The sequence below is a fragment of the Glycomyces sp. NRRL B-16210 genome (genome assembly GCF_000719515.1).
Taxonomy (GTDB): Bacteria; Actinomycetota; Actinomycetes; order Mycobacteriales; family Micromonosporaceae; genus Glycomyces.
On the sequence record NZ_JOGR01000003.1, the window covers coordinates 17,960 to 41,141 of the forward strand.

Annotated in this window: 23 protein-coding genes; 5 read left to right on the forward strand and 18 right to left on the reverse strand. The window is 71.3% G+C overall.

Annotation, left to right across the window (positions count from 1 at the left end; all coding sequences use genetic code 11):
• Positions 1–13: 13 nt before the first annotated feature.
• The 13 genes from IF12_RS0104385 to proS form a co-directional block, all read right to left on the reverse strand.
• The gene (locus IF12_RS0104385) at positions 14–217 is read right to left on the reverse strand and encodes a hypothetical protein (RefSeq protein WP_030154999.1); all 204 of its coding nucleotides are present in this window, start codon (positions 215–217) and stop codon (positions 14–16) included.
• Positions 214–1,887, reverse strand: a complete 1,674-nt coding sequence (locus IF12_RS0104390; RefSeq protein ID WP_030155002.1) for a nitrite/sulfite reductase — start codon at positions 1,885–1,887, stop codon at positions 214–216. The genes IF12_RS0104385 and IF12_RS0104390 overlap by 4 nt, the downstream gene beginning before the upstream one ends.
• Before the next feature lie 258 nt (positions 1,888–2,145).
• A complete protein-coding gene (locus tag IF12_RS0104395) occupies positions 2,146–3,624 on the reverse strand; it encodes a sensor histidine kinase (RefSeq protein WP_030155004.1) in 1,479 nt (492 codons plus the stop codon).
• 137 nt (positions 3,625–3,761) lie between these two features.
• Complete coding sequence (locus IF12_RS0104400) at positions 3,762–4,067, reverse strand: DUF2469 domain-containing protein (RefSeq protein ID WP_030155006.1); 306 nt, start codon at positions 4,065–4,067, stop codon at positions 3,762–3,764.
• 145 nt (positions 4,068–4,212) lie between these two features.
• Positions 4,213–4,860: a ribonuclease HII gene (locus tag IF12_RS0104405; protein WP_231492328.1), complete on the reverse strand. Its 648-nt coding sequence runs from the start codon at positions 4,858–4,860 to the stop codon at positions 4,213–4,215.
• Between the two features lie 2 nt (positions 4,861–4,862).
• A complete protein-coding gene (lepB, locus tag IF12_RS0104410) occupies positions 4,863–5,498 on the reverse strand; it encodes a signal peptidase I (protein WP_030155011.1) in 636 nt (211 codons plus the stop codon).
• A gap of 59 nt (positions 5,499–5,557) precedes the next feature.
• A complete protein-coding gene (gene lepB, locus IF12_RS23755) occupies positions 5,558–6,826 on the reverse strand; it encodes a signal peptidase I (RefSeq protein WP_133884394.1) in 1,269 nt (422 codons plus the stop codon).
• A gap of 79 nt (positions 6,827–6,905) precedes the next feature.
• On the reverse strand, positions 6,906–7,253 hold the full coding sequence (gene rplS, locus IF12_RS0104420) for a 50S ribosomal protein L19 (RefSeq protein WP_030155016.1): 348 nt from the start codon (positions 7,251–7,253) through the stop codon (positions 6,906–6,908).
• Between the two features lie 88 nt (positions 7,254–7,341).
• Positions 7,342–8,127: a tRNA (guanosine(37)-N1)-methyltransferase TrmD gene (trmD, locus tag IF12_RS0104425; RefSeq protein WP_030155019.1), complete on the reverse strand. Its 786-nt coding sequence runs from the start codon at positions 8,125–8,127 to the stop codon at positions 7,342–7,344.
• Between the two features lie 10 nt (positions 8,128–8,137).
• On the reverse strand, positions 8,138–8,656 hold the full coding sequence (rimM, locus tag IF12_RS0104430; RefSeq protein WP_030155027.1) for a ribosome maturation factor RimM: 519 nt from the start codon (positions 8,654–8,656) through the stop codon (positions 8,138–8,140).
• A 63-nt stretch (positions 8,657–8,719) separates the two neighbouring features.
• Positions 8,720–8,953, reverse strand: a complete 234-nt coding sequence (locus tag IF12_RS0104435) for an RNA-binding protein (RefSeq protein ID WP_030155029.1) — start codon at positions 8,951–8,953, stop codon at positions 8,720–8,722.
• Complete coding sequence (gene rpsP, locus IF12_RS0104440; protein WP_030155032.1) at positions 8,953–9,438, reverse strand: 30S ribosomal protein S16; 486 nt, start codon at positions 9,436–9,438, stop codon at positions 8,953–8,955. The genes IF12_RS0104435 and rpsP overlap by 1 nt, the downstream gene beginning before the upstream one ends.
• 159 nt (positions 9,439–9,597) lie before the next feature.
• Positions 9,598–11,004: a proline--tRNA ligase gene (gene proS, locus IF12_RS0104445; RefSeq protein WP_030155034.1), complete on the reverse strand. Its 1,407-nt coding sequence runs from the start codon at positions 11,002–11,004 to the stop codon at positions 9,598–9,600.
• 178 nt (positions 11,005–11,182) lie between these two features.
• Here proS and IF12_RS0104450 point away from each other — a divergent pair, with 178 nt between their 5' ends.
• The 3 genes from IF12_RS0104450 to IF12_RS0104460 all read left to right on the forward strand — a co-directional run bounded on the left by IF12_RS0104450 (position 11,183) and on the right by IF12_RS0104460 (position 15,565).
• Positions 11,183–13,615, forward strand: coding sequence for an HAD-IC family P-type ATPase (locus IF12_RS0104450; protein ID WP_197034602.1), 2,433 nt, complete (start codon positions 11,183–11,185; stop codon positions 13,613–13,615).
• A gap of 101 nt (positions 13,616–13,716) precedes the next feature.
• Complete coding sequence (locus IF12_RS0104455) at positions 13,717–14,676, forward strand: daunorubicin resistance protein DrrA family ABC transporter ATP-binding protein (RefSeq protein WP_030155039.1); 960 nt, start codon at positions 13,717–13,719, stop codon at positions 14,674–14,676.
• Positions 14,677–14,707: 31 nt separating this feature from the next.
• A complete protein-coding gene (locus IF12_RS0104460) occupies positions 14,708–15,565 on the forward strand; it encodes an ABC transporter permease (RefSeq protein WP_030155041.1) in 858 nt (285 codons plus the stop codon).
• Positions 15,566–15,642: 77 nt separating this feature from the next.
• Here the strand turns inward: IF12_RS0104460 and IF12_RS0104465 are convergent, their stop codons facing one another.
• Positions 15,643–18,651: an AAA family ATPase gene (locus IF12_RS0104465; RefSeq protein WP_051703960.1), complete on the reverse strand. Its 3,009-nt coding sequence runs from the start codon at positions 18,649–18,651 to the stop codon at positions 15,643–15,645.
• Positions 18,652–18,945: 294 nt separating this feature from the next.
• Between IF12_RS0104465 and IF12_RS0104470 the strand changes: the two genes are divergently transcribed.
• Positions 18,946–19,419 carry a hypothetical protein gene (locus IF12_RS0104470; protein ID WP_030155045.1) on the forward strand — a complete coding sequence of 158 codons (474 nt, stop codon included), beginning with the start codon at positions 18,946–18,948 and terminating at the stop codon, positions 19,417–19,419.
• Positions 19,420–19,639: 220 nt separating this feature from the next.
• On the opposite strand, the gene dapC is transcribed toward IF12_RS0104470, so the two are convergent.
• A complete protein-coding gene (gene dapC / locus IF12_RS0104475) occupies positions 19,640–20,788 on the reverse strand; it encodes a succinyldiaminopimelate transaminase (RefSeq protein WP_030155046.1) in 1,149 nt (382 codons plus the stop codon).
• Positions 20,789–20,793: 5 nt separating this feature from the next.
• Positions 20,794–21,114 carry a ferredoxin gene (gene fdxA / locus IF12_RS0104480; protein ID WP_030155047.1) on the reverse strand — a complete coding sequence of 107 codons (321 nt, stop codon included), beginning with the start codon at positions 21,112–21,114 and terminating at the stop codon, positions 20,794–20,796.
• Between the two features lie 145 nt (positions 21,115–21,259).
• On the opposite strand from fdxA, the gene IF12_RS0104485 reads away from it, so the two are divergent.
• Positions 21,260–22,228, forward strand: a complete 969-nt coding sequence (locus IF12_RS0104485; protein ID WP_051703961.1) for a GNAT family N-acetyltransferase — start codon at positions 21,260–21,262, stop codon at positions 22,226–22,228.
• On the opposite strand, the gene IF12_RS0104490 is transcribed toward IF12_RS0104485, so the two are convergent.
• Together IF12_RS0104490 and IF12_RS0104495 are read right to left on the reverse strand one after the other, a co-directional pair.
• Positions 22,147–22,635 (reverse strand): hypothetical protein, encoded by a 489-nt coding sequence (locus IF12_RS0104490; RefSeq protein WP_030155049.1) that lies wholly within the window; start codon positions 22,633–22,635, stop codon positions 22,147–22,149. The genes IF12_RS0104485 and IF12_RS0104490 overlap by 82 nt on opposite strands.
• Entirely contained in the window at positions 22,632–23,087 is a 456-nt protein-coding gene (locus tag IF12_RS0104495) for a hypothetical protein (RefSeq protein WP_030155050.1), read from the reverse strand. Before IF12_RS0104495 ends, IF12_RS0104490 begins: the two co-directional genes overlap by 4 nt.
• Between the last annotated feature and the right edge of the window lie 95 nt (positions 23,088–23,182).

Here is a 23,182-nt window from a genome sequence, read left to right on the forward strand (position 1 = left end):
CGATCGGGGTACTTCACTCGGGCTGGGGGCCCGTTTCGGGGGCCGCGTAGCTGGGTGCCGCGGCCATCCCGTGGTATTTGACGGCGAACACGCGGGTGCAGTCCGCGCAGTGCCATCCGCCCTTGATCTCGACTTCGTTGTCGTTCTCGGGCGCATAGGGTCTGAGGTCCTCTTCACCGCAGTAGGGGCAGTGGTAGGGGACGACGCGGGCGCTCACTGGAATTCCGACTCGTCGGCGCGGTGGACCCAGTGGGCGAAGGTCTCGCCTTCGGTGCGGGCCGCGAGGTAGCGGCGGGTGAGGCGTTCGATGTAGTCGCCGAGGTCGGCCGAGGCGACCTTGAGGCCGCGGGCCTTGCGGCCGAGGCTGGCTTCGGCGGCGTGGCCGCCGCCGAGGTGGACCTGGAAGCCTTCGACCTGCTCGCCGTCGACGAGGACCAGTTGGCCTTTGAGGCCGATGTCGGCGGTCTGGGTGCGGGCGCAGGCGTTGGGGCAGCCGTTGACGTTGACCGAGATCGGCGTGTCGAGTTCGGGGACGCGCTTCTCGAGTTCGCCGACGAGGTCGCGGGCGCGGTCCTTGGTGTCGACGATGGCGAGTTTGCAGAACTGGATGCCGGTGCAGGCCATGGTGTTGCGGCGCCACGGGGAGGGGTTGGCGGAGAGTCCGATCGCTTCGAGGTCGGCCACGGCCTGCTCGACGCGGTCTTCGGGGACGTCGAGGAGCAGGAGCTTCTGCATCGGGGTGGTGCGGACGCGGTTGGAGCCGTGCTTCTCGGCGACGTCGGCGAACTGCTCCAGGAGCGTGCCGGAGACGCGGCCGACGAGGGGTGCGGCGCCGATGTAGTACTTGCCGTCGTTCTGCTTGTGGACGCCGATGTGGTCGAGGAGGCGCTCGGGCGGCTGCGGCGCTTCGAGGTCGGGGAGTTTGCGGCCGAGGTAGGCCTCGGATTCGAGGACCTCGCGGAACTTCTCGACGCCCCAGTCCTTGACGAGGAACTTCAGGCGGGCGCGGGTGCGCAGGCGCCGGTAGCCCCAGTCGCGGAAGATGCGCACGACGTTGACCCAGACCTCTTCGATGTCGTCTTGGGCGACCCAGACGCCGAGGCGCTGGGCGAACATCGGGTTGGTGGAGAGGCCGCCGCCGACCCAGAGGTCGAAGCCGGGGCCGTGCTCGGGGTGGTGGGCGCCGAGGAGGGAGATGTCGTTGCATTCATAGGGGCCGTCGGGGAGCCAGCCGATGAAGGACTTGAACTTGCGCGGCAGGTTCGAGAGGCTGCGGTCGCCGACGAAGCGGTCGTGGATGGCCTTGATCTGCGGGGTGGGGTCGATGACCTCGTCGACCGAGACGCCCGCGACGGGCGAGCCGAGGATGACGCGGGGGCAGTCGCCGCAGGCCTCCTGGGTGTCGAGGCCGACCGATTCGAGGCGGCGCCAGATCTCGGGGACGTCGCGCACGTCGATCCAGTGGTACTGGAAGTTCTGGCGGTCGGTGACGTCGGCGGTGTCGCGGCCGAACTCCTTGGAGATGCCCGCGATGGTGCGGAGCTGTTCGAGGTCGAGCTGGCCGCCGTCGATGCGCACGCGCATCATGAAGTAGCGGTCGTCGAGCTCCTCCTCTTCGAGGATGCCGGTCTTGCCGCCGGCGATGCCGGGCCTGCGTTGGGTGTACAGGCCCCACCAGCGGAAGCGTCCGCGCAGGTCGGCGGGGTCGATGGAGTCGAAGCCGCCGTGGGCGTAGATGCCCTCGATGCGCTGCCGCACGTTGAGCGGGTTGTCGTCCTTCTTGCCCTGCTCGTTCTTGTTGAGCGGCTCCCGGTGGCCCATGGCCCACTGGCCTTGGCCCTTCGGGCGGGACGGTTTGCGCGTTGGCGTTGGCACGGTACTCCTCATCGCGGACACGGGTATGGCACGGTTCGACGGCGAATTGCCGGAAGGATTAAGCGCACATCAGACACGCGGCGCTGAACACACGGCAGAAGTCGACGTGGCGGCGTGCCACAAGTCGGAGCCCGTGTGTGCGAGACATGCGAGCAAGCATGACACATTTTCCCGCATGGCGCACCAGGCGTCCCGCTCACTGGACAGCAGGTCACAGGTAGTGGACACCGCGGCGGGCCGAGTGTTCGTAAGTGGGCCTCGGCGGTCGTGTCACTGGAGTGCGAACTCGACGACCGCTTCGGTGCCGCCTTCGGCTCGGGGGCGCATGTCGATGGTGCCGCGCAGTTCGCCGGTGACGAGGGTGTGGACGATCTGGAGTCCCAGGCGGGTGGAGTCGGCGATGCGGAAGCCCTCGGGCAGGCCCTTGCCGTGGTCGGAGACGGTCACGCGGAAGCGGTCGCCGTCGCGGGCGACGCTGAGGACGACCTCGCCTTCCTGGCCGGGCGGGTAGGCGTGCTCGACGGCGTTCTGGAGCAGTTCGTTGACGACCATGACCAGGGGGGTGGCGTACTCGCTGGGGAGGACGCCGAAGGTGCCTTCGCGGCGGAGGGTGACCTTGGACTCGGCGACGGAGACCTCGACGGCCATGGAGGCGACGCGGTCGACGATCTGGTCGAAGCCGACCGACTCGTCGGAGGACTGGGCGAGGGTCTCGTGGACGAGCGCGATCGAGGCGACGCGGCGCACCGACTCCTCGAGGGAGGCGCGGGCCTGCGGGGAGCCGACGCGTCGGGCCTGGAGGCGCAGCAGGGCGGCGACGGTCTGGAGGTTGTTCTTGACGCGGTGGTGGATCTCGCGGATGGTCGCGTCCTTGGTGACCAGTTCGCGGTCGAGGCGGCGGACCTCGGTGATGTCGCGGACGAGGACGAGCGCGCCGGCGGCCTTGCCGCCGGGTCGCAGCGGCAGCGCCCGCATCAGGACGGTCGCGCCCTTGGCCTCGATCTCCTTGCGGCGCGGGGTGCCGCCTTCGAGGGCGTCGGCGATGCGGCGGGCCGCGTCGGTGCCGACCTCGGGGTTGGAGGGGAGGCTGCGGGTGAGCTCGGCGAGGTCGCGGTCCCTCAGGTGCCCGGTGACGCCCATGCGCCGGTAGGCGGAGAGGGCGTTCGGGGAGGCGTAGCGGACCAGGCCGTCGGCGCCGATGCGGACCAGGCCGTCGCCGATGCGCGGCGCGGTGGTCGGCTCGCCGGGCAGCAGCGGGGGCGGGAAGCCGCCGTCGGTGAGCATCTGGACCAGGTAGTCGGCGGTCTTGAGGTAGTTGATCTCCAGGTGGGAGGGGCTGCGGGTGTCCGAGAGGTTGGTGTCGCGGGCGGCGACGGCGATGACTTCGCGCCGGTCGCGGCGCCGGACCGGGATGGCCTCGTGGCGGGCGGCGACGTCCCCGCGCCACACCGGGTCGCCCTCGCGGAAGATGCGCCCTTCGGTGAAGGCGACGTGGAGGTGCTGGGCGTCCTCGCCTTCGAGGATCCGCCCGACCTGGTCCTCCTCGTAGGCGGTCGGGCCGGTGGTCGGCCGGACCTGGGCGAGGCAGACGTAGCCGCCGGGATGGTCCTTGACCGCGCCCCAGAGGAGGAAGTCGGCGAAGGAGAGGTCGGCGAGGAGCTGCCATTCGGCCACGAGCCGCTGGAGGTGGGCCGCGGAGTTCGAGGTCAGGTCGGTGTGCGCGCTGATGACGTCACGGAGTGTGGACACCCGATCAATGGTAGCGGCGGTTCGGCCGCTTCCCACGGGGCCGGTTCAAGGCGATCCGGGAAGGATCGTCAGGAGCCGGTGCGGATGCTTGCGAGGAGCGAGCCCGTGCTGAGGCGGCCCGCCCGGGCGCCGTGCCGCTATGAGGGCATGGTGATGTCGGGCTTGTCGAGCTCTTCGACGTTGACGTCCTTGAAGGTCAGGACGCGGACGTGCTTGACGAAGCGGGCGGGGCGGTACATGTCCCAGACCCACGCGTCGGTCATCTCGACCTCGAAGTAGGTCTCGGCCTCGGCGCCGCGCACGTGGACTTCGACCGCGTTGGCCAGGTAGAACCGCCGTTCGGTCTCGACGACGTAGGTGAACTGCCGCACGATGTCCCGGTACTCCCGGTACAGCTGCAGCTCCATGTCGGTCTCGTACTTCTCGAGGTCCTCGGCGCTCAACGCTCCTCCTTCTCTGGCGGCGGTCTCAACGATAGTGCGCGGGTGCCCCGCCCCGCTCGCGGCTCTCGCGGCGAACGCTTGCGGAGCCGTGATTTCACGCTGCGCCGCGGTTTCGGGACCGCTCCGGCGCGGGCCTCGGGCGGGCTCAGACGCGCGCGGGCCGCGCGGCGGCGACGTTCGCGTAGGACAGGCGGTGCTGCTCGCAGGGGCCCCAGCGGCGCAGGGCGGCCTCGTGCGCCGCCGTGCCGTATCCCTTGTGGACGGCGAAGCCGTACTCGGGGTGGTCCCGGTCGAGCCGGGCCATCAGGCGGTCCCGGGTGACCTTGGCGACCACGCCGGCGGCCGCGACGCACGCGGCCGTCCGGTCGCCCTTGACGACCCCGAGGCTCCCGGGCAGGCCCGGCACCGCGAACCCGTCGGTGAGCACGAACCCGGGCCGCTCGGGCAGCCGCGCCACGGCCACGCGCATCCCCTCCAGGTTGCACACGGCGATGCCGCGCCGGTCGATCTCCTCGGGCCCGTACAGGACCGTGGCGACGTGGGCGCGCGAGCGCCGCAGCCGTTCGAAGACGCGCTCGCGCGCGGCCTCGGTCAGAAGCTTCGAGTCGTTCAGCTCCTCGAGGCGGGCGCTGGGCGGCAGGCTCACCGCGGCGACGACCAGGGGCCCGGCGCAGGCGCCGCGTCCGGCCTCGTCGGCGCCGGCCACCGGGCCGAGGCCGCGGCGCAGCAGCGCCGACTCCAGCGCGTACAGGTCGCCGTCGCGCCGCATCCGGGAGGAGACCGGGCGGAGCACGGTCAGGACGGCTCGGGGATGTCGTCGTAGGTCTCGGGGACGGCGAACCAGTTGAAGTCCGAGAAGGGCCAGAACAGCACGAAGGCCTTGCCGATGACCGCGTCGACCGGGATCGTGGCCGCGTCGACGTCGCCGCCGGTGCGGATGTAGCGCTCGCGCGAGTCGCCCGAGGCCGAGCGGTGGTCGCCCATCACCCACAGGCGCCCGTCGGGGACGTACACGTCGAACGGGTCCTGGGAGGGCGCGTCCTGCTCCCCCGTGACCGGGTTGGCGTAGAGGTAGGAGCCCTCCTCGAGCGGCTGGCCGTTGACGGTGATGCGGCCCTGGTCGTCGCAGCACACCACGTGGTCGCCGCCGACGGCGATGATCCGCTTGATGAACTCGTCCTCCTCCAGGCTCGACCGCCAGTCCTCGGGGGCGGTGAAGACGATGATCTCGCCGCGCTCGGGGTCGGAGAAGTCGTGGACGAGCTTGTTGACGAGCACCCGGTCGTTGATCTGGAGGGTGTTCTCCATCGAGCCCGAGGGGATGTAATAGGTCTGGACGACCCAGGTCCGCACCACGAATGCGACCGCGATGGCCACCACGAGGAGGATGGGCAGTTCCTTCCAGAACGATCCCTTCTTCTTGGGCCGCAGTTTTTCCGAGGATTCCTCGGCGCCTTCGCCGTCGGCGCCGGGCGCTTGCCCTTCTTCGATCACGGTGCGAGTCTACGCGGTCGCGCTCCCGCCCCCGAGTTGACCGGCCGCGCCGTCGCCTGGGAACCGTTCGCCGGTATCGCGGTGGCGGGCAACGAAGGCGGTGCGTGCCAGTAGGTGCCCCACGCGGCGGGGAGGCCGTCCTCGGCCGCGGCCGAGGACTCGTCGGCGCCGGTGCCCTCCAGGGTCGCGAAGACCGCGGGGATCTCCAGCTCGGTCGCGCGGTCGGTCGGCCAGACCAGGGCGATCGCCCGGCCGATGATGTTCTCGACCGGCACCGGCCCCTGGCATCGGGAGTCCTTGGAGTTCCCGCGGTGGTCGCCCATGGCCCACACCTGGCCCATGGGGACCTCGACCTCGTGGAACCGGCGCGCGTGGCAGGTGCCGGGCTCGACGTCGAGCGGCGCGTCGTCGTAGACGTAGTCCTCGTGGAGCGAGACGCCGTTGACCACGACGTTCCCGTCGTCGTCGCAGCACAGGACGGTGTCGCCGCCGACGGCGATGATCCGCTTGATGAAGTCCTTCTCGTCCGGCTCGGCCAGGCCGATGAGGTCGAGGACCCCGGTGGTGAAGTCGGAGACGAACGAGCCGTCGCCGCCGGCGGGCCGGTACTCGGGGTCCCAGCTGTCGGTGCCGCGGAAGACGATGACCTCGCCGCGCTGCGGGCTGCGCAGCGTCGTGGTGAGCTTGAGGACCAGGACCTTGTCGCCCTCCTGGAGGGTCTGCTCCATCGAGCCCGACGGGATGTAGAACGGCTGCACCGCGAAGGTGCGCAGCAGGACCGCCGCGGAGAAGGCTACGACCAGCAGCAGCGGCAGCTCGACCCACAGCGACAGGTACTGGCGCTTGTGCGGGTGGGAGAGCCGGCTCTCGGACTCGGTCCGCTCGCGCCTGGGCTCGGTGTCGCGGTCGCCCGAGGCGTGGTCGGGGGCGTTGACGCGGTCGAACGTGGCCTCGGCCCGCTCGCGCTCGGCGGCGACGCGGTCGACGGGGGCGTCCGGGCGGTTGACGCGGCGCACCGGGCGCGTCGGGCCGCCGGCGACCGGACCGGCGAAACCGCCGGGGACCGGGCCCGCGCCGCGGCCGCCGGGGACGGGACCGCCCTGGACCGGGCCTCCTTGGACCGGGCCGCGGGGCCGGCCGGTGCCGGGCGGGCCGGAGCGGCGGGGGTCGGGAGGCGGCGGGGGCACGGGGCCTTCGGGGCCGGGGAGTCGGTTCCAGTGGATGCGACGCGGCCCCTTCGACCCGCCGGGGGGGCCAGGACTCATGTGCTGAGCGTAGCGGAAGAAAGGGGGCGAGGAAAAACCCCGGGCGATGCCCGGGGTCTTTCGAAGCCGATGGCGCGGACTAGAGTTCGCGCTTCTCCTTGATCTTGGCGGCCTTGCCCTTGCGGTCGCGCAGGTAGTAGAGCTTGGCGCGGCGGACCTTGCCGCGCATGGCGATCTCGATCGAGTCGACCATGGGGCCGTGCACCGGGAAGGTGCGCTCGACGCCGATGCCGTAGCTCAGCTTCCGGACGGTGAAGGTCTCACCGATGCCGGCGCCGTGGCGGCGGATGACGACGCCCTGGAACACCTGGACACGGGACCGGGCGCCTTCCTGGACACGGACGTTCACCTTGACGGTGTCGCCGGGGCGGAAGTCCGGTACGTCGGCTCGCATGGAGGCGGCGTTCAGCTCATCCAGAATGTTCATGGTTTTACGACCTCATCGATTGATCATGCTCAGAAGTTCTCTCCGGGAGAGGTACCGCTTGAACGAACGGCACGTCACGGGAACTCGCCTACTCTGCCACATCCTGCTCGGGCGGCGCGAACCCGGCCCCTTGAAGTAGGCGCCGGTCACGTTCGTCGAGGCTACCCGCCTCCAGGCGCTCCAGCAAGTCCGGGCGGGCCGCCGCGGTGCGCAGCAGCGCCTGGTCGCGGCGCCAGCGGTCGACCTTGCCGTGGTCGCCCGAAAGGAGGACCGGCGGGACCTCGTGGCCGCGCCACTCGGCCGGGCGGGTGTAGGCGGGGGCCTCCAGGAGCCCGTCGTTGTGCGACTCGTCGTCCAAGGAGGCGGCGTTGCCGAGGACGCCGGGCACGAGCCGGGCAACCGCCTCGACGATCGCGAGGACGGCGACCTCCCCGCCGAAGAGCACGTAGTCGCCGATGGAGACCTCGGTGACCTCCATCGACTCGGCGGCGTGGTCGACCACGCGCTGGTCGATGCCCTCGTAGCGCCCGCACGCGAACATGAGCCACGGTTCGGCGGCGAGCTCGCGGGCCATCGCCTGCGTGAAGGGGCGGCCGGCGGGGCTGGTGACCAGCAGGCGCGGCCGCGGGCCCGAGGGACCGTGCTCGTCGAAGACCAGCTCGTCGAGGCACTCGCCCCACGGCTGCGGCTTCATGACCATCCCGGCCCCGCCGCCGGCGGGCGGGCCGTCCACCGAGTGGTGCACGTCGTGGGTCCAGCGGCGCAGGTCGTGGATCTCGAGGTCCAGAAGGCCCTTCTCGCGGGCGCGGCCGATGAGGGAGAGGTCGAGCGGCGCGAGGTATTCGGGGAAGACGGTGACGACGTCGATTCTCATGCCGGCTCCGTCACAGGTCCAGCAGGCCGGGCGGCAGGTCGACGGTGATGGTCCCGGCCTCGGCGTCGACCTCGCGGATCATGTCGGCGACGAACGGGATGAGCGCCGGGCTCTGCCCCTTGCGCTTGACCACGAGGGTCTCGTGGGCCGCGCCGTGGTCGATGCGCGAGACGGTGCCGATGTGCGCCCCTTCGAGGTCGACCACGGCGAGGTCGATGAGGAGCGCGTCGTGGAACTCGTCCTCGTCGGCCACCAGCTCGTCCTCGTCGATGTCGAGGCTGAGGAGGACCCCGCGGAGCGTCTCGGCCTCGGTGCGGCCGGGCACGCCCTCGAAGCCGATCATGGGGCGGCCCTGGTGCCAGCGGACGGTGACCGCCTTGAGCGGGGCGCCCTTGAGCGGCCCGCCGCGGGTCGCGTACTCGACGCCCGGCTGGAACCGGGCCTCGGGGTCATCGGTGCGGACCTCGACGACGAGTTCGCCGCGGAGCCCGTGCGGGCGGACGATCCGGCCTACGACTACCTGTGCCAATGGAACCTTCTTCTCGGGGCAGCGCAACGGCCCCGGGGCGAACCCCGGGGCCGTCTGCGGACTTCAGTAGGAATCGACGACCTCGACGCGGATGCCGCGACCGCCGATCGAGCCGATGACCTGGCGCAGGGCGTTGACGGTGCGACCGCCCCGCCCGATCACCGTACCCAGGTCGTCCGGGTTCACCCGGACCTCCAGCCGCTTGCCGCGGCGGGAGTCGACCAGTCGGACACGGACGTCGTCGGGGTTGTCGACGATGCCTTTGACAAGGTGTTCAAGCGCCGGTCGCAGCACGATTACTCCCCTTTGGTCTCGGAGGCCTCGTCGGCTGCGGCCTCGACCTCTTCAGTCTTAGCGGACTCCTCGGCCTTGGCGGCGGACTTCTTCGCCTTCGGCGCGGCCTTGGGGGCCTCTTCCGGGACGTAGGCCTTCGAGGGGTCGATGCCCGACTCCTTGAGGGCGGCCAGGTAGAGCGAGTCCTTCTCGGCCTTCGGCTCGGCGACCTTCAGCGGGGCCGGCTCGGGCAGGCCCTTGAAGCGCTGCCAGTCGCCGGTCTTGCGCAGGATGGCCTTGACCGACTCGGACGGCTGGGCGCCCACGGAGAGCCAGTGCTGGACGCGGTCGGACTTGACCTCGATCCGGGACGGGCTCTCCTTCGGGTGGTAGATCCCGACGTTCTCAATGACCTTGCCGTCGCGCTTGACGCGCGAGTCGGCGATGACGATGCGGTACTGGGGAGTACGGATCTTCCCCATTCGCGTGAGGCGAATCTTCACTGCCACGTTTTGTTACTCCTGAAGTAAGGATCACGCAGCGCGCGCGCATTCCAGGTGGAGACTCCGGATCGCGTTCGCGCTGAAAACTTGGCCTTGCGTCACGGTTGTTGAGAGGGCATCCGTCCCAAAGCTCATTACAGCGTCAGAGTCTAGCGCACCGGGCGTTCAGTACGAGCGGGCCAGGTAGGCGATGAGACCGGACTCATCCAGCGAGTCCGGCACGGTGCCGTCCTCGCGTTGCAGGACCCGGACGGTGACCGACGATTCGGCGGCCTTCCGCTCGCCCTCGACGCCGCAGGCGTCCCACGGCAGGCGGGCGTAGCCGGTCTGGGCGGCCTCGACCGCCTCCTCGACGGTGGCGGCGTCGGCGGTGTGCGACTCGCGGAACTCCAGGGCCTCGTCCCACAGCCGCTGCTGGGCGCCTTCGAGCGCGGCGGCGACGGCCTCGGCGAGCATCCCGAGCGGGACGGTCTGCTTCGTGCCCTCGACGCGGCTGACCACGGTGGCCTCGCCGTTCTTGAGGTCGCGGGGGCCGATCTCGATGCGGACCGGGTAGCCCTTGAGCTCGGCGTCGACCGCACGGCGGCCGAAGGCGACGTCGCCGCGGTGGTCGAGCTTGACGCGCAGGCCGTCGCCCTTGAGCTCGTCGTAGACCTTCCTCGCGGTGGACTGCACCTCGTCGGAGTCCTTGACCACCATGACGAGGACCTGCACGGGGGCGAGGTTCGGCGGGACGCGCAGCCCCGAGTCGTCGCCGTGGCCCATGATGAGGCCGCCGACCATGCGGGTGGAGGTGCCCCAGGAGGTGGTCCAGCCGAGCTGCTGCTTGCCGTCCGAGCCTTGGAAGCGGATGTCGAAGACCTTCGCGAAGTTCTGGCCCAGCTCGTGCGAGGTGCCCATCTGGAGGGCCTTGCCGTCGAGCATGAGGACCTCGACCCCGAAGGTGTTCAGGGCCCCGGCGAAGCGCTCGGCCTCGGTCTTGATCCCGCGCAGCACCGGCAGCGCGAGCACGTTCTCCATGAAGTCGGCGTAGACGTCGTGGAGGATGCGCAGCGTGAACGCGTGGGCGTCCTCATAGGTCTCGTGGACGGTGTGCCCCTCCTGCCAGAGGAACTCCGAGGAGCGCAGGAACAGCCGCGTGCGCAGCTCGTAGCGCATGACGTTGCACCACTGGTTGAGCAGCAGGGGCAGGTCGCGGTACGAGTTGACCCACTTCGCCATGTACTCGCCCATGATGGTCTCGGAGGTGGGGCGGACCGCGAGCTTCTCCTCGAGTTCCTTGCCGCCGCCGTGGGTGACCATCCACAGCTCGGGGGCGAAGCCCTCGACGTGGGCGGCCTCCCGCTGGAAGTACGACTCGGGGATCAGGAGGGGGAACGAGGCGTTCTCCGTGCCGGTCTCCTTGATGCGGTCGTCCATCTCGTCGACCATCCGCTCCCACAGCGCGAACCCGGTCGGTCGGATCACCTGCGAGCCCTTCGCCGGGCCGTTCTCGGCCAGCTCGGCTTTGGCGACGACGTCCTGGTACCAGCGAGGGAAGTCCTCGCCCTGCGGTGTGAGTACATTGGCCATAATCAGGGATTCTACGGACCCGGCCGGGCGCGGACGCAAGCGGATTGGGCCGGTGCGGGCCCGGTCGCCCGAGCCCGGGGACGCGGCGCGGGCCTCCGCAGAAAGGCGGAGGCGCGAAACCGGGGCATCGGTCCTTTAGCGGTGATGCGCCAGGGCGGGTGTCGCATAAGCTGTCGACGTGACAACACCCATGCTGGCAGGTGACCGCGGCCTGACGGCCGGCGAGGTGGCCGAGCGCGTCGAGGCCGGAGCGGTCAACGAGGCGAAACGACACACCAGCCGCCCGCTCTCGGCGATCCTGCGCGCGAACCTCTTCACCCCGCTCAACGCCGTCATTGGCATCCTCGCGGCGATCGCGATCGGTTTCACGGCCCTGGACAAGGGCCTCCTGGAGGGCCTGAAGCAGGGCCTGTTCGCCGGGGTCATCATCGCGAACATCCTCATCGGGACGATCCAGGAGCTGCGCGCCAAGCGCACCCTCGACAAGCTCTCGCTGCTGAACCAGTCGAACGCGAAGGTCCTGCGCGACGGCGAGGTCGTCGAGGTCGCGCCGTCCGCGATCGTCCGCGACGACCTCGTGTTCGTCGAACCGGGCGACCGCGTCGTGGTCGACGGTCCCGTGGTCGAGTCCCGGAACCTGGAGATCGACGAGTCGCTGCTGACCGGCGAGGCCGACCCGGTCGCCAAGGCGCCTGGCGACGAGGTCCGCTCCGGGTCGTTCGCGGTGGCGGGCACGGGCCTGTTCCGGGCCGAGCACATCGGCGCGGACTCCTACGCCGCCAAGCTCGTCGAGGAGGCCAGCAAGTTCACCCTCGCCCGCTCGGAGCTGCGCGAGGGCATCAACCGCTTCATCAAGCTCATCAACTGGCTCATCGTGCCGATCGCGCTGCTGCTCATCATCAGCCAGCTCGCCGACGCCGCCGCCTGGCGCGAGACGATCGTCAAGACCGTCGCCGGGATCGTCCCGATGATCCCCGAGGGACTGGTGCTGCTGACGTCGGTGGCGTTCGCGGTCGGGGTCATCCGGCTCGGGGCGCGCAAATGCCTCGTGCAGGAGCTGCCGGCGATCGAGGGCCTGGCCCGCACCGACGTGCTGTGCCTGGACAAGACCGGGACGCTCACCGAGGGCGGCATGGACGTGGACGAGATCCGCCCGGTCGACGGCGTCGACGCGGGCGAGGTCGGCGAGGCGCTCGCCGCGCTCGCGGCGGCCGACGACAGCCCGAACCCGACCATGCAGGCCGTCGCCGCGCACCTGAAGGAACAGCAAGCGGCCGACCCCGGATGGCGGGTCATCGACGTCATGCCGTTCTCTTCGGCGCGCAAATGGAGCGGCACGCGGTTCACCGACCACGGCACATGGCTCCTGGGCGCCCCGGACGTGCTCCTGGACCATGCCTCCAACGACACCGCTGCCGACGGCACCGGCGACCCGATGGCCCTGGAGGCGGACATGCTCGCCGCGCAGGGGCTGCGGGTGCTGGCGCTGGTCACCGCCGAGTCCGCCTCGACCACCGGCGGCGTGACGGGCGTGAAGGCGAAGGCCCTGGTGGTCCTGCGCCAGCGCCTGCGGTCGACCGCCGCCGACACGCTCGCGTACTTCAAGGAGCAGGGCGTGGCGGTCAAGATCATCTCCGGGGACTCCCCCGCCGCCGTGGGCGCGGTCGCCGCGCAGCTCGGCGTCGAGGGCGCCGCCGACACCGTGGACGCCCGGCGCCTGCCCGAGGACCCCGAGGAGCTCGCGGACCTCTTGGAGCGGGCGACGATCTTCGGGCGGGTCAAGCCGCACCAGAAGCAGGCGTTCGTCAAGGCCCTCCAGTCGCGGGGGCACACCGTGGCGATGACCGGCGACGGCGTGAACGACGTGCTCGCGCTCAAGGACGCGGACCTGGGCATCGCCATGGGCTCGGGTTCGGCCGCGGCCCGGTCGGTGGCGCAGGTGGTGCTGCTCGACGACGAGTTCGCGACGCTGCCGCACGTGGTGGCCGAGGGCCGGCGGGTGCTGGGCAACATCGGGCGCGTCTCGAACGTGTTCTTGACCAAGACGGTGTACGCGATCGGCCTGGCGCTGTTCATCGCGGTGGGCGCGATCTGGTCGTGGATCGCCGGGAACGACCCGCTGCCGTACCCGTTCCTGCCGATCCACCAGTCGCTCATCAACCTGTTCACGATCGGGCTGCCGGCGTTCTTCCTGGCGCTCGCGCCGACCTTCGACCGGGCCCGGCCCGGGTTCGTCAAGCGGGTCCTGAAGTTCGCGATCCCGGCGGGGATCTGCTGCGCGGTGCCGACGTTCGTGGTGTACCTGGCGGCGCTGGCGCACGACGGGTACGACTCGGACCTGCCGCAGACGACCGCGGCGATCACGCTGTTCTGCCTGGCGCTGGCGGCGCTGGCGATCGTGGCGAAGCCGTACACGTGGTGGAAGGCGCTGCTGGTCGGCGGCTGCGCGGCGGCGTTCGTGGTCGTGTTGTCGGTGCCGCCGTTCGCGCGGTTCTACGAGCTGGAGCTGCCGGGTGTGTGGAACACCACCGCGGCGGCGATCGGCGTGGCCTCGGGCGTGGCGGCCCTGCTGTTCTGGCTGGTGGTCCGCCCCAAGCACCTCAAGGATTGAGCGCGCTTCGGCCCCCGCTACATCGGATGTAGCGGGGGTCGTGGCGTTCGCGTAGCGCCTTCCGGGTGAGAGCAACTGAGCATCACACCCAGGAGGCGGACATGTCGCAGCGCGACCTCGCGATCCGAGCCGAAGGGCTCGTCAAGCACTTCAAGGACGTCAAGGCCGTCGACGGCGTGGACCTGGAGGTCCCGACCGGCACGGTGTACGGCGTGCTCGGCCCGAACGGGGCCGGGAAGACCACCACCGTGCGGATGCTGGCGACGCTGCTGCGCCCGGACGCCGGCAACGCGACCGTGTTCGGGCACGACCTGCTCACCGACGCCGCCTCGGTGCGGTCCCAGGTGAGCCTCACCGGGCAGTACGCCTCGCTGGACGAGGACCTCACCGGCGCCGAGAACCTGGTCCTGCTCTCGCGCCTGTACGGGTACGCCAAGCCCGCGGCGCGCGAGCGCGCCGGGGACCTGCTGGAGGCGTTCGGCCTGTCCGCGGCGGCGGGCAAGCAGGTGAAGGCGTACTCGGGCGGGATGCGCCGGCGCCTGGACATCGCCGCGTCGATCATCGTGACGCCGAAGCTGCTGTTCCTGGACGAGCCGACCACGGGCCTGGACCCGCGCAGCCGCAACCAGGTGTGGGACGTGATCCGCACGATCGTGGCCGAGGGCACCACCGTGCTGCTGACCACGCAGTACCTGGAGGAGGCCGACCAGTTGGCGAGCCGCATCGCGGTCATCGACACCGGGAAGGTCATCGCCGAGGGCACGCCGGGCCAGCTGAAGTCCTCGGTGGGCGCCGGCTCGATCCGAGTGCGCCTGCACCACGCCGACCAGCGCGCGCACGCGCAGGGGGTCCTGGCCGAGGCGCTGGCCGTGGAGGTCGCGCTCGACGACGACCCGGTGGCGCTGACCGCACGTCTGGCTCCGGGGCAGGACACCGCCGAGCAGGGCTCGCACGTCCTCGGCGAGCTGGCCCGCGCCGGGATCCTCGTGGACGACTTCTCGCTGGGCCAGCCGAGCCTCGACGAGGTCTTCCTGTCCCTCACCGACCGCATCGACGTCTGAGCCCCACGGACTGAAAGGTAAGGAAACCGCAATGACTGTCACGCAGACCGATACGAAGTCCGATGTCGACGCTCCGGCGCCGGTCGCGAAGGAGCACCTGCGCCGGCTGCTGGCCACCGGCGAGCGGCCGGCGGCGCCGAGCGCGTTCGCCTCGGCGCGGGCGTTCGCCTGGCGTTCGATGCTGAAGATCAAGCACGTGCCCGAGCAGTTGGGCGACATCCTGGTGTTCCCGATCATCATGCTGCTGATGTTCACGTACCTGTTCGGCGGCGCGATCGCCGGCGGCACCGGCGAGTACCTGCAATTCCTGCTGCCGGGGATCATGGTCATGAGCATCGTGATGACGACGATCTACACGGGCATGTCGGTGAACATCGACATCAACAAGGGCGTGTCGGACCGGTTCCGGACGCTGCCGATCTGGCGGGCGGCGCCGATGGTGGGCTATCTGCTGGCGGACATGTTCCGGTACGCGGCGGCCGGGGCGATCATGTTCGGCACCGGTCTGGTCATGGGCTACCGGCCCGAGGGCGGCGCGGTCGGCGTGCTGCTGGGCGTGGGCCTGCTGCTGGTGTTCTGCTTCGCGTTCTCGTGGGTGTGGACGTGGCTGGGCCTGATCACGCGGTCGGAGAAGACCGTCATGTCGATCTCGATGTCGATCCTGTTCCCGATGACGTTCCTGTCCAACGTGATGGTGGACCCCTCGACGATGCCCGGCTGGTTGCAGCCGGTCGTGAAGAACACGCCGATCAGCCAGCTGGTCGACGGCGTGCGGGGCCTGTTCGACGGCACTGTGGACTCCGTCTCGGTGCTGACGACGCTGATCTGGTCGGGCGGCTTCGTCGCGGTGTTCGGGTTCTTGACCATCAGGGCCTACAACCGCAAGTGAGACCTGTTTCGCAACACCCCGGCAGCGGCCGGACGGGAGTTCCCGTCCGGCCGCTGCCGTGTTCGCGGTCTCGGCGGTCAGAGCCGCCAGTCGGGGGCGTCGGGTCCGGGCTGGTAGACGCAGACCGAGCCGGTGGCGACGTGGGCTTGGAGGTGCGCGGCGAGGGCGGGGTGGCCGGTCTCGATCTTCTTGAGGGTGTTGCGGATGCGGTTGGTGACGCTCTTGCGGGCGCGTTCGGCGTTGTCGCCCAGGCGCCTGGACCGCCCGCCGAGTCCGGTGGCGGCCTTGAGGTGCTCGATGAGGGCGCGGCGCTCGGCGTCGAGCGCGGCGGCGCGGGCGTCGTCGCCGATGGCGGCGGCGGTGTCGATCTGCTCGTCGAGGGTTTCGAGGTGCTCGCGGTAGCGGGCGCGGGCGGCGGCGTCGAGGAGGTCGTCGCCGCCGAGGCGGGCGTCGGCGGCGACCGCTTCGCCGGCTTCGGGATCGAGCAGTTCGGTCGCGGCGATCTCATGGCCGGGCCGCTCCAGGAGCCGGTGGAGGTCGGCGAGGCCCTTGGTGTGCGGGAGGTGAAGGGTGCTGCCGGCGAAGCGGAGGGTCCAGGTGGCGCCGTCGCGGCGGAAGACCTCTCCGGTGAGGGCCGGTTCGGCGCCGCCGTGCCGGGAGTCGTCGCGCCGGTCGAGTTCGGCGGCGGCGCGGCGGGCGGCCTCGGCCCAGGGGCGGGCGCCGAGGAGGTCGGATTGGGCGGCGGCGGTGCGCAGGCGGGCGCGGGCCGATTCGGTGTCGCCGAGGGCGGCGTCGAGGAGGCCGAGCCAGTGGGCGACGGGGCCGTGGACGCTGGTGCCCCACAAGGCGACGAGCCATTCGTCGGCGTGCGGGGCGAGGCGTTCGCGCACGCGCTCGGCGGTCTCGGCGTCGCCGTCGGCGACGGCGAGTTCGGTCTCGAAGCGGATCCACAGCGACTCCCAGGCGCTGCGCGGGGCGGGACCGTCACCGAGCCGGGTGTGGACGGCGCGGGCGAGTTCGAGGTCGCCGCCGCGGAGGGCGGAGAGGCCGGTGAGCAGGTCGGCGTGCCAGACGCCGTGCTCCTGGCCCCAGTTGTCGGCGACCGCGCCGGGGACGTCGCCGCGGGCCATGCTCAGTTCCCATCGCAGGTGGTCGAGCATGTGGGCGTGCATGGGATCGGCTTCGACCGCGGCGGCGGAGGCGGTGAGGCGCGTCTCGGCGTCGTCGAAGCGGCCTTGGACCATGTCGACGACGGCGCGGTCGATGAGGACGGCGCCGCGCCAGCGCTCGGAGTCGCTGGTCTCGGCGAGGGAGCAGAAGTGGGCGAGCTGGGCCCGGTAGGCGGGGTCGCCGCGTTCGAGGAGGACGACCCAGCCGAGGGAGGCGGCGTACAGGCGCATCTCGTCGTCGCCGGTGCGGCGGGTGACCTCGGCGAGCTCCTCGACGATGGACTGGCGTTCGGCGGCGGTGCCGGGACCCCAGTTGACGGCGTGGAGGGCCCACAGCCCGAAGGAGAGGTCCTCGTCGGAGTCGGCGGCGCGGGCGCTGAGCATGAACGCGTACGCCAGGCGGCGGGTCAGCTCGTCGTGGGTGAGGCCGGGTTCGGGCTCCTCCTCGGTCAGGCCGATGTAGGCGAGGCGTTTGCGGCGCGCGAGCTCGTCGGCGCGGTGCTCCTGCGGGACCTCGAGGGCGGCCCGGGCGAGCAGCATGGGGTCGCCGGAGTCCTCGGCTTCGAGCAGGGCCTGGTCGTAGTGGGTGCGGGCCTCGTCGGGGCGGCCGCGCCAGTTGACGGCCCCGGCGAGGTCGAGGCGCAGCAGGACGCGCCTGCGCACCATCTCGGGGGTGCACCGTTCGAGGGCGCGGCGGTAGTACCGCTCGGCGCCGGCGACGCTGAGGCGCGAGTGGGAGTCGACGGCGGCGCGGGCGAGGAAGCCGACGGCGGTCTCGGGGTCGAGGTCGTCGCCGGCGATCCAGGCGTGGTGGGCGATCTCGGTGGGGAGCATGAGCTTCTGGAGGGCCTCGTCGGCGACGAGGGCGCGGACGACGCAGCCGTGGTGGTGGGCGGCCTCGGATGCGCTCATGGAGTCGTAGAGGGTCTCGCGCACGAGGTCGTGGACGAAGACGTAGCGGTCCTTCTCGCGCCGGATGAGCCGGGTCTGGCAGGCGGCGTCCAGGGCGGCCTCGATCTGGTGGAGGTCGAGGCCGGAGGCCTGGGACATGACGCCGGCGTGGAACTCGCGGCCGCCGACGGAGGCGAGGGTGAGCATCCGCACGAGCGGCTCGGGGAGCTGCTCGATGCGGCGGTGGAGGGCGTCGCGCATCCCGGCGCTGGTGGCGTCGACCGGCTGGCCCGAGGCCCACAGTTGCGCGGTCTGCTCCACGAAGAAGGGGTTACCGCCGGTGCGGCGGGTGATCTCGGCGACCGTGCCGGGGCCGGGGACGGTGCCGACGGTGGCCTTGACGAGGGCGGCGACCCCGTCCTCGTCGAGTCCGTCGAGGCTGATCATGACCGCTTTGCTGACGAGGGCGAGCATCCGGGCGCGCAGGCGGTGGCCGGGGTCGATCTCGGAGTCGCGGTAGGTGCCGACGAACAGGACCCGCTCGAACCAGGTGTGCTGGCACGCGAACTTGAGCAGTTCGAGGCTGCCGACGTCGGCGAAGTGGAGGTCGTCGAGGACGATCAGGAGCGGGCCGTGCTGGGCCGCGGCGATGACGAGCTGGGTGACGGCGTCGTAGATCTCGAACTCGTCGGGTTTGGAGCCGTCGCCGCCGCCGAGGAGCGCGGCGGCCGCCAGCGCCGGGTGGAGGGCCTGCCAGGCGTCCTCGCCGAGCCGCCCGCGCAGGGACCTGAGCACCTGGGTCCACAGCCAGTAGTCGGGGACGGCCTCGGATTCCCAGGAGGTCGCGAAGGCGACCTGGAGTTCGCCGCGCCAGCGAGCGGCGGCGTCGGTGACCAGGGTGGTCTTGCCGATGCCGGCCTCGCCGGTGACCAGGACGAGTCCGCCGTGGCTCGTCACGGTGCGCTCGACGGCCGAGCGCAGTGCCGAGGTGGGATGGTCGCGTCCGATGAGCAGCGAGTCGTTCACCCGACAAGTGTGGCCGAAGGGTCCGACATGCGCCATCCCGTTCGCGGCGGGTCCCCGGATTTCCGGGACTTTCCGGATCGCGGCGCAGCCGCAGGTCGCAGGCGAAGGGACGGGCTTACCGGGACGAATCAGGTCGATCCCGTTTCACGTTTCCGGCACGAGAGTGACCCTCGGTGCATATGGTCCTTCGGAGAGTGAACATCTCGGGTCGAAGCGCGGTCGGCCCGCCGCCGCAGGCGGCGCCGTAAGGCCGCGCCCGGACCGGGGACAGCCGACGAACCAGGAGTAATCCTCATGGCACAGTCCACGTCCAAGTCAGCGACGACCAACGCCGCACCGTCCAGGAACGCACGACGCACCTGGCGGACGATCCTGATCGGTGCCGCGGTCCCGATCACCATGCTCGCCACAGCGCCGGCTGCGAGCGCCGAGCAGCTGCCGGCCGACACGCCCGACGTGCAGGCGCTCGTCGACCTCCAGACGTGCCTGGCCGATCTCCACGCCGCACTGTCGGTCGACGTGCCGGGCGAGGTGCCCGCCGAGCAGGTGCCGGTGCCCGTGCCGGACCCGGGCGACGTCCCGGGCGTGCCGGGCGAGGTGCCCACCGTCGCGGATCTGAACGACCAATGCCAGGCGGTCCTCACGATCGTGCTGGGGAACACGCCGGAGCCGCCGGTCGACCCGCCGGTCGATCCCCCGGTGGACCCGCCCGTCGAGCCGCCGGTCGAACCGCCCGTCGACCTGCCGGGACCGGTCCCGGCCGAGTGACGCACGACAGAGGGGCCCGCAGCCGGAAGGCTGCGGGCCCCTCTTCGCGTCGGTGGAGCGAGACGGTGGTGCTGAGTGCTGCTGCAAGCGCCGGGCGGCGGTGCTCACCGCAACCGCCGGGTGCTCACTTCGAACGCCGCACTCATTTCAATGGCTGCGCGCCAGCACTCACTTCAGTCACCGGGCGGCAGTGCTCGCTTCAGCCACTGCGCGACGGTGCTCACTTCAACCGCTGGGCGGCGTCGGCGATGGCGTCGTCGGTGGCGGTCAGGGAGAAGCGCACGTGGCGGTTTCCCTTGGCGCCGTAGAACTCCCCCGCCGCGGCCAGGATGCCGCGGTCGGCGAGCCACTCCACGGTGGTCCAGCAGTCCTCGCCGCGGGTGGCCCACAGGTACAGGCCGGCGGCGGAGTGGTCGATGCGGAACCCGGCGGCCTCGACCGCGCCGCGCAGCATGCCGCGGCGGGCCTCGTAGCGGGCCCGCTGCTCGATCGCGTGCGCCTCATCGTGCAGCGCCGCGACCGTGGCCTTCTGGACCGCCCACGGGACCATGAAGCCCGCGTGGCGCCGGATCTCCAGCAGGTCGGCGATGAGCTCGGGGTCCCCGGCAAGGAACGCCGAACGGTACCCGGCCAGGTTCGAGCGCTTCGAGAGCGAATGCGCCGCGAGCAGGCCCGTCAGGTCTCCGTCGTTGACGCGCGGGTCCAGGATCGAAACCGGCGGCTGCTCCTCGTCCCAGCCGAGGGTGAGGTAGCACTCGTCGCTGGCGAGCACCACGTCGCTCTCGCGGGCCCAGTCGACCAGGGCGCGCAACTGCTCGACCGAGGCGACCTCGCCGGTCGGGTTGGCCGGGTAGTTGATCCACGCCAGGCGCAACCGCCCCGTGCTCGCCTCCCCGCCCGCGAGTTCTGCGGGGCCCGCGGCGTCGCGGGGGTCGGCCACCGGCAGCGGCTCGGCCTTCGCGAGGATCGCGCCGATCTCGTAGGTGGGATAGGCGATCTCGGGGTAGGCGACGGCGTCGCCGGGCCCTATGCCGAGCTGGAACGGCAGGTTCGCGACCAGTTCCTTGGAGCCGACGGTCGGCAGGACCGCGACGTCCTCGGCCACGCCGGTGTGCCGGTGCAGCCACGAGCGCATCGCCTCGCGCAGGACCACGGGCCCGGCCACGGTCGGGTAGCCGGGCGCGGAGGAGGCCTCGATCAGGGCCTCGCGGATCGTCTCGGGGACCTCGTCGACGGGGGCGCCCACGGTCAGGTCGACCAGGCCGCCGGGGTGGGCCGCCGCGCGCTCCTTGTAAGGGGCCATGCGGTCCCAGGGGAAGCGCGGCAGCCGCCGGGCCGGGGAGGCGCTGTGCAGGCGGCGCGGCGCCATCGCGACTACTCCTCTTTCACGGGCAGCTCGGCCACGAACGGCACGTCGCTGTCGATCTTGCCGACCTTCGAGGCGCCGCCGGGGCTGCCGATCTCGTCGAAGAAGTCGACCTCGGCCTTGGTGTAGGGGGCCCACTCCTCGGGCACGTCGTCCTCGTAGAAGATCGCCTCGACCGGGCACACCGGTTCACATGCACCGCAGTCGACGCACTCGTCGGGGTGGATGTAGAGCTTCCGGTTGCCTTCGTAGATGCAGTCGACCGGGCATTCTTCAATGCAAGCCTTGTCGAGCAGGTCCACGCACGGCTCGGCGATTACGTAAGTCACGAGTCGTCCTTCCTACAGCGCGCAATCGGGCGGACTGCGCTGAGATGAGCCTAAAGCTTATTTCCATTTGTAGACCCGACGGCTTGGGGTGCGCCAGATGCTGGGACCAGAATATGTCGGCCGCCGCGTGGCGGTTCGGATCAGGTTGGACGACCCGCGGCCGGGTCGCCGGTTCACGGACGTCACCGGTGAGCTTATCGAGGTCGGCGCCGAGCACTGGCGCGTGCTGCCCGCCGCGGGGGCAGTCGTCACCATCGACGTCGCCGCCGTGGTCGCCGCGCGCCCCATCCCGCCGAAGCCGACCCCGTTCTCCGAGATCCTCGAACTGGAGCGCGCCCTGGCGGCGACCTGGCCCGCGCTCGAGACCGAGCGGCTCGGCGGCTGGGTCCTGCGCTACGCCGAGGGCTTCTCGCGGCGGGCGAACTCAGTGCTCGCGCCGACCGCGCCCGAGGGCGGGCTCGACGCGGCGGTCGCGGCCGTGGAGGCCTGGTACGGCGCTCGCGGGGCGCGGCCGCTGTTCGCGCTGTCCGGGCCGGTGACGAAGCGGCTCGACGCGGAACTCGCCGCGCGCGGCTGGGTGGCCGAGGCGGAGACGGCGGTGATGACCCGGCCGATCGAGGAGGCGGCGTACGAGGGCGAGGCGGTCGTGGACGACGTACTGGGGCCGGAGCTACTGGAGCAGCTCGGGCGCGGGGCGCCGTCGGTCGCCGCGGCGGTACTCGGGTCGGGGCCGGGCCGCGGGTACGCGCAGATCCAGCGCGAAGGCGAGGACGGCGCGTTGGCGCTGGCCGCGCGGGGGCGCGGGGCGGTCAGCGGGGAGCTGGTCGCGATCACCGGGATCGGCACGTTGCCGGCGTTCCGCAGGCGGGGGCTGGGCACCGAGATCCTGCGGGCGCTGGAGGCGTGGGGGGCGGGCGCTGGAGCGCGGCGGGCCGCGCTCCAGGTCGAGGCCGACAACGAGGCCGCGATCGCGATGTACCGGCGGCTCGGCTACGCCGAGCGCTACCGGTACCACTACCGGGGGCCGGCGGCTCAGGCCTTAGCGGCGGCGCTGCGCGCGGGGTTCGCCTTGTGCTCGAAGGCGATCTTCGTGGCCTTGAGCTCGCGGCCGTAGTGGTCGACGCCGAGGGCCATGACGATGAGGAAGCCGACCCAGGCGGAGAGGGCCAGGAGCGCGAAGTAGATGAGGGTCTGCGAGAAGAACCCGTCGAGGCTCGGGTAGTCGATGCGCGCGATGAGCGGGTTCAGCAGGACCACGAAGAGGGTCGCGACGACGAACATGGGCAGGAGCTCGCCGGTGATCTCCTGGCGGCGGCGGCGCACGCCCCACCAGATGCCGGCCGCGATGGCGACGGCGGCCATCGCGCCGAAGGTGTAGACGCCCACGAGGTCGCCCACGATGGTGTTCTCGCCCCAGACGTTGGTGGCGATGCGGCCCGCGAGGTTGGCGAGGATCAGGCCCAGCGTGAAGCCGTAGATGGAGGGCCAGTGCGCGATCAGGAGGCGGCTGAGGAGGGTCACGGTCGGGACTCCTTCGGAAGGGTGGGGCTTGCGTTCGGCTGGGCCGGCGGGCCGGCGGCGGGGCGAGCGGTGCTGCCGCCCGTCCTGGGTCGAAAATACTGCCACAGCGAGACGGCGATCCCGGCGGTACCGGCCAACAGCAGGGCGTAGCCGTTGAAACCGCTGGTGATCAGGAGGGAACCGGCCGAGGTGGGCATCGAGGCGGTCAGGATCACGGCGAACCAGGCGAGGGCGGTGAGGGCCGCGGCCCAGCGGGTGCGGGTCCACCAGACGCCGAGGGCCGCGAGGCCCCAGTTGCCGGCGAAGGCCAGCGCGCCGGAAAGGGGCACGGCGATGCCGTCGATGTAGGTGGGGACGAGGAAGGTCTCGAGGACGGCGGCGAGCAGGGCCGCGGCGAGGACGACGACGGCGCCTCCGAGGCGGATCGCCGCTTCCAGACCGTTCGCACGCACGCAGGCGATCCTACGGCAGCGGGCGAAGGCGTATGCCGACCACGGTGTCTACCATCCCTAACCCCCACCCTCCCTGGGGAAAGGTAGGTCCCACT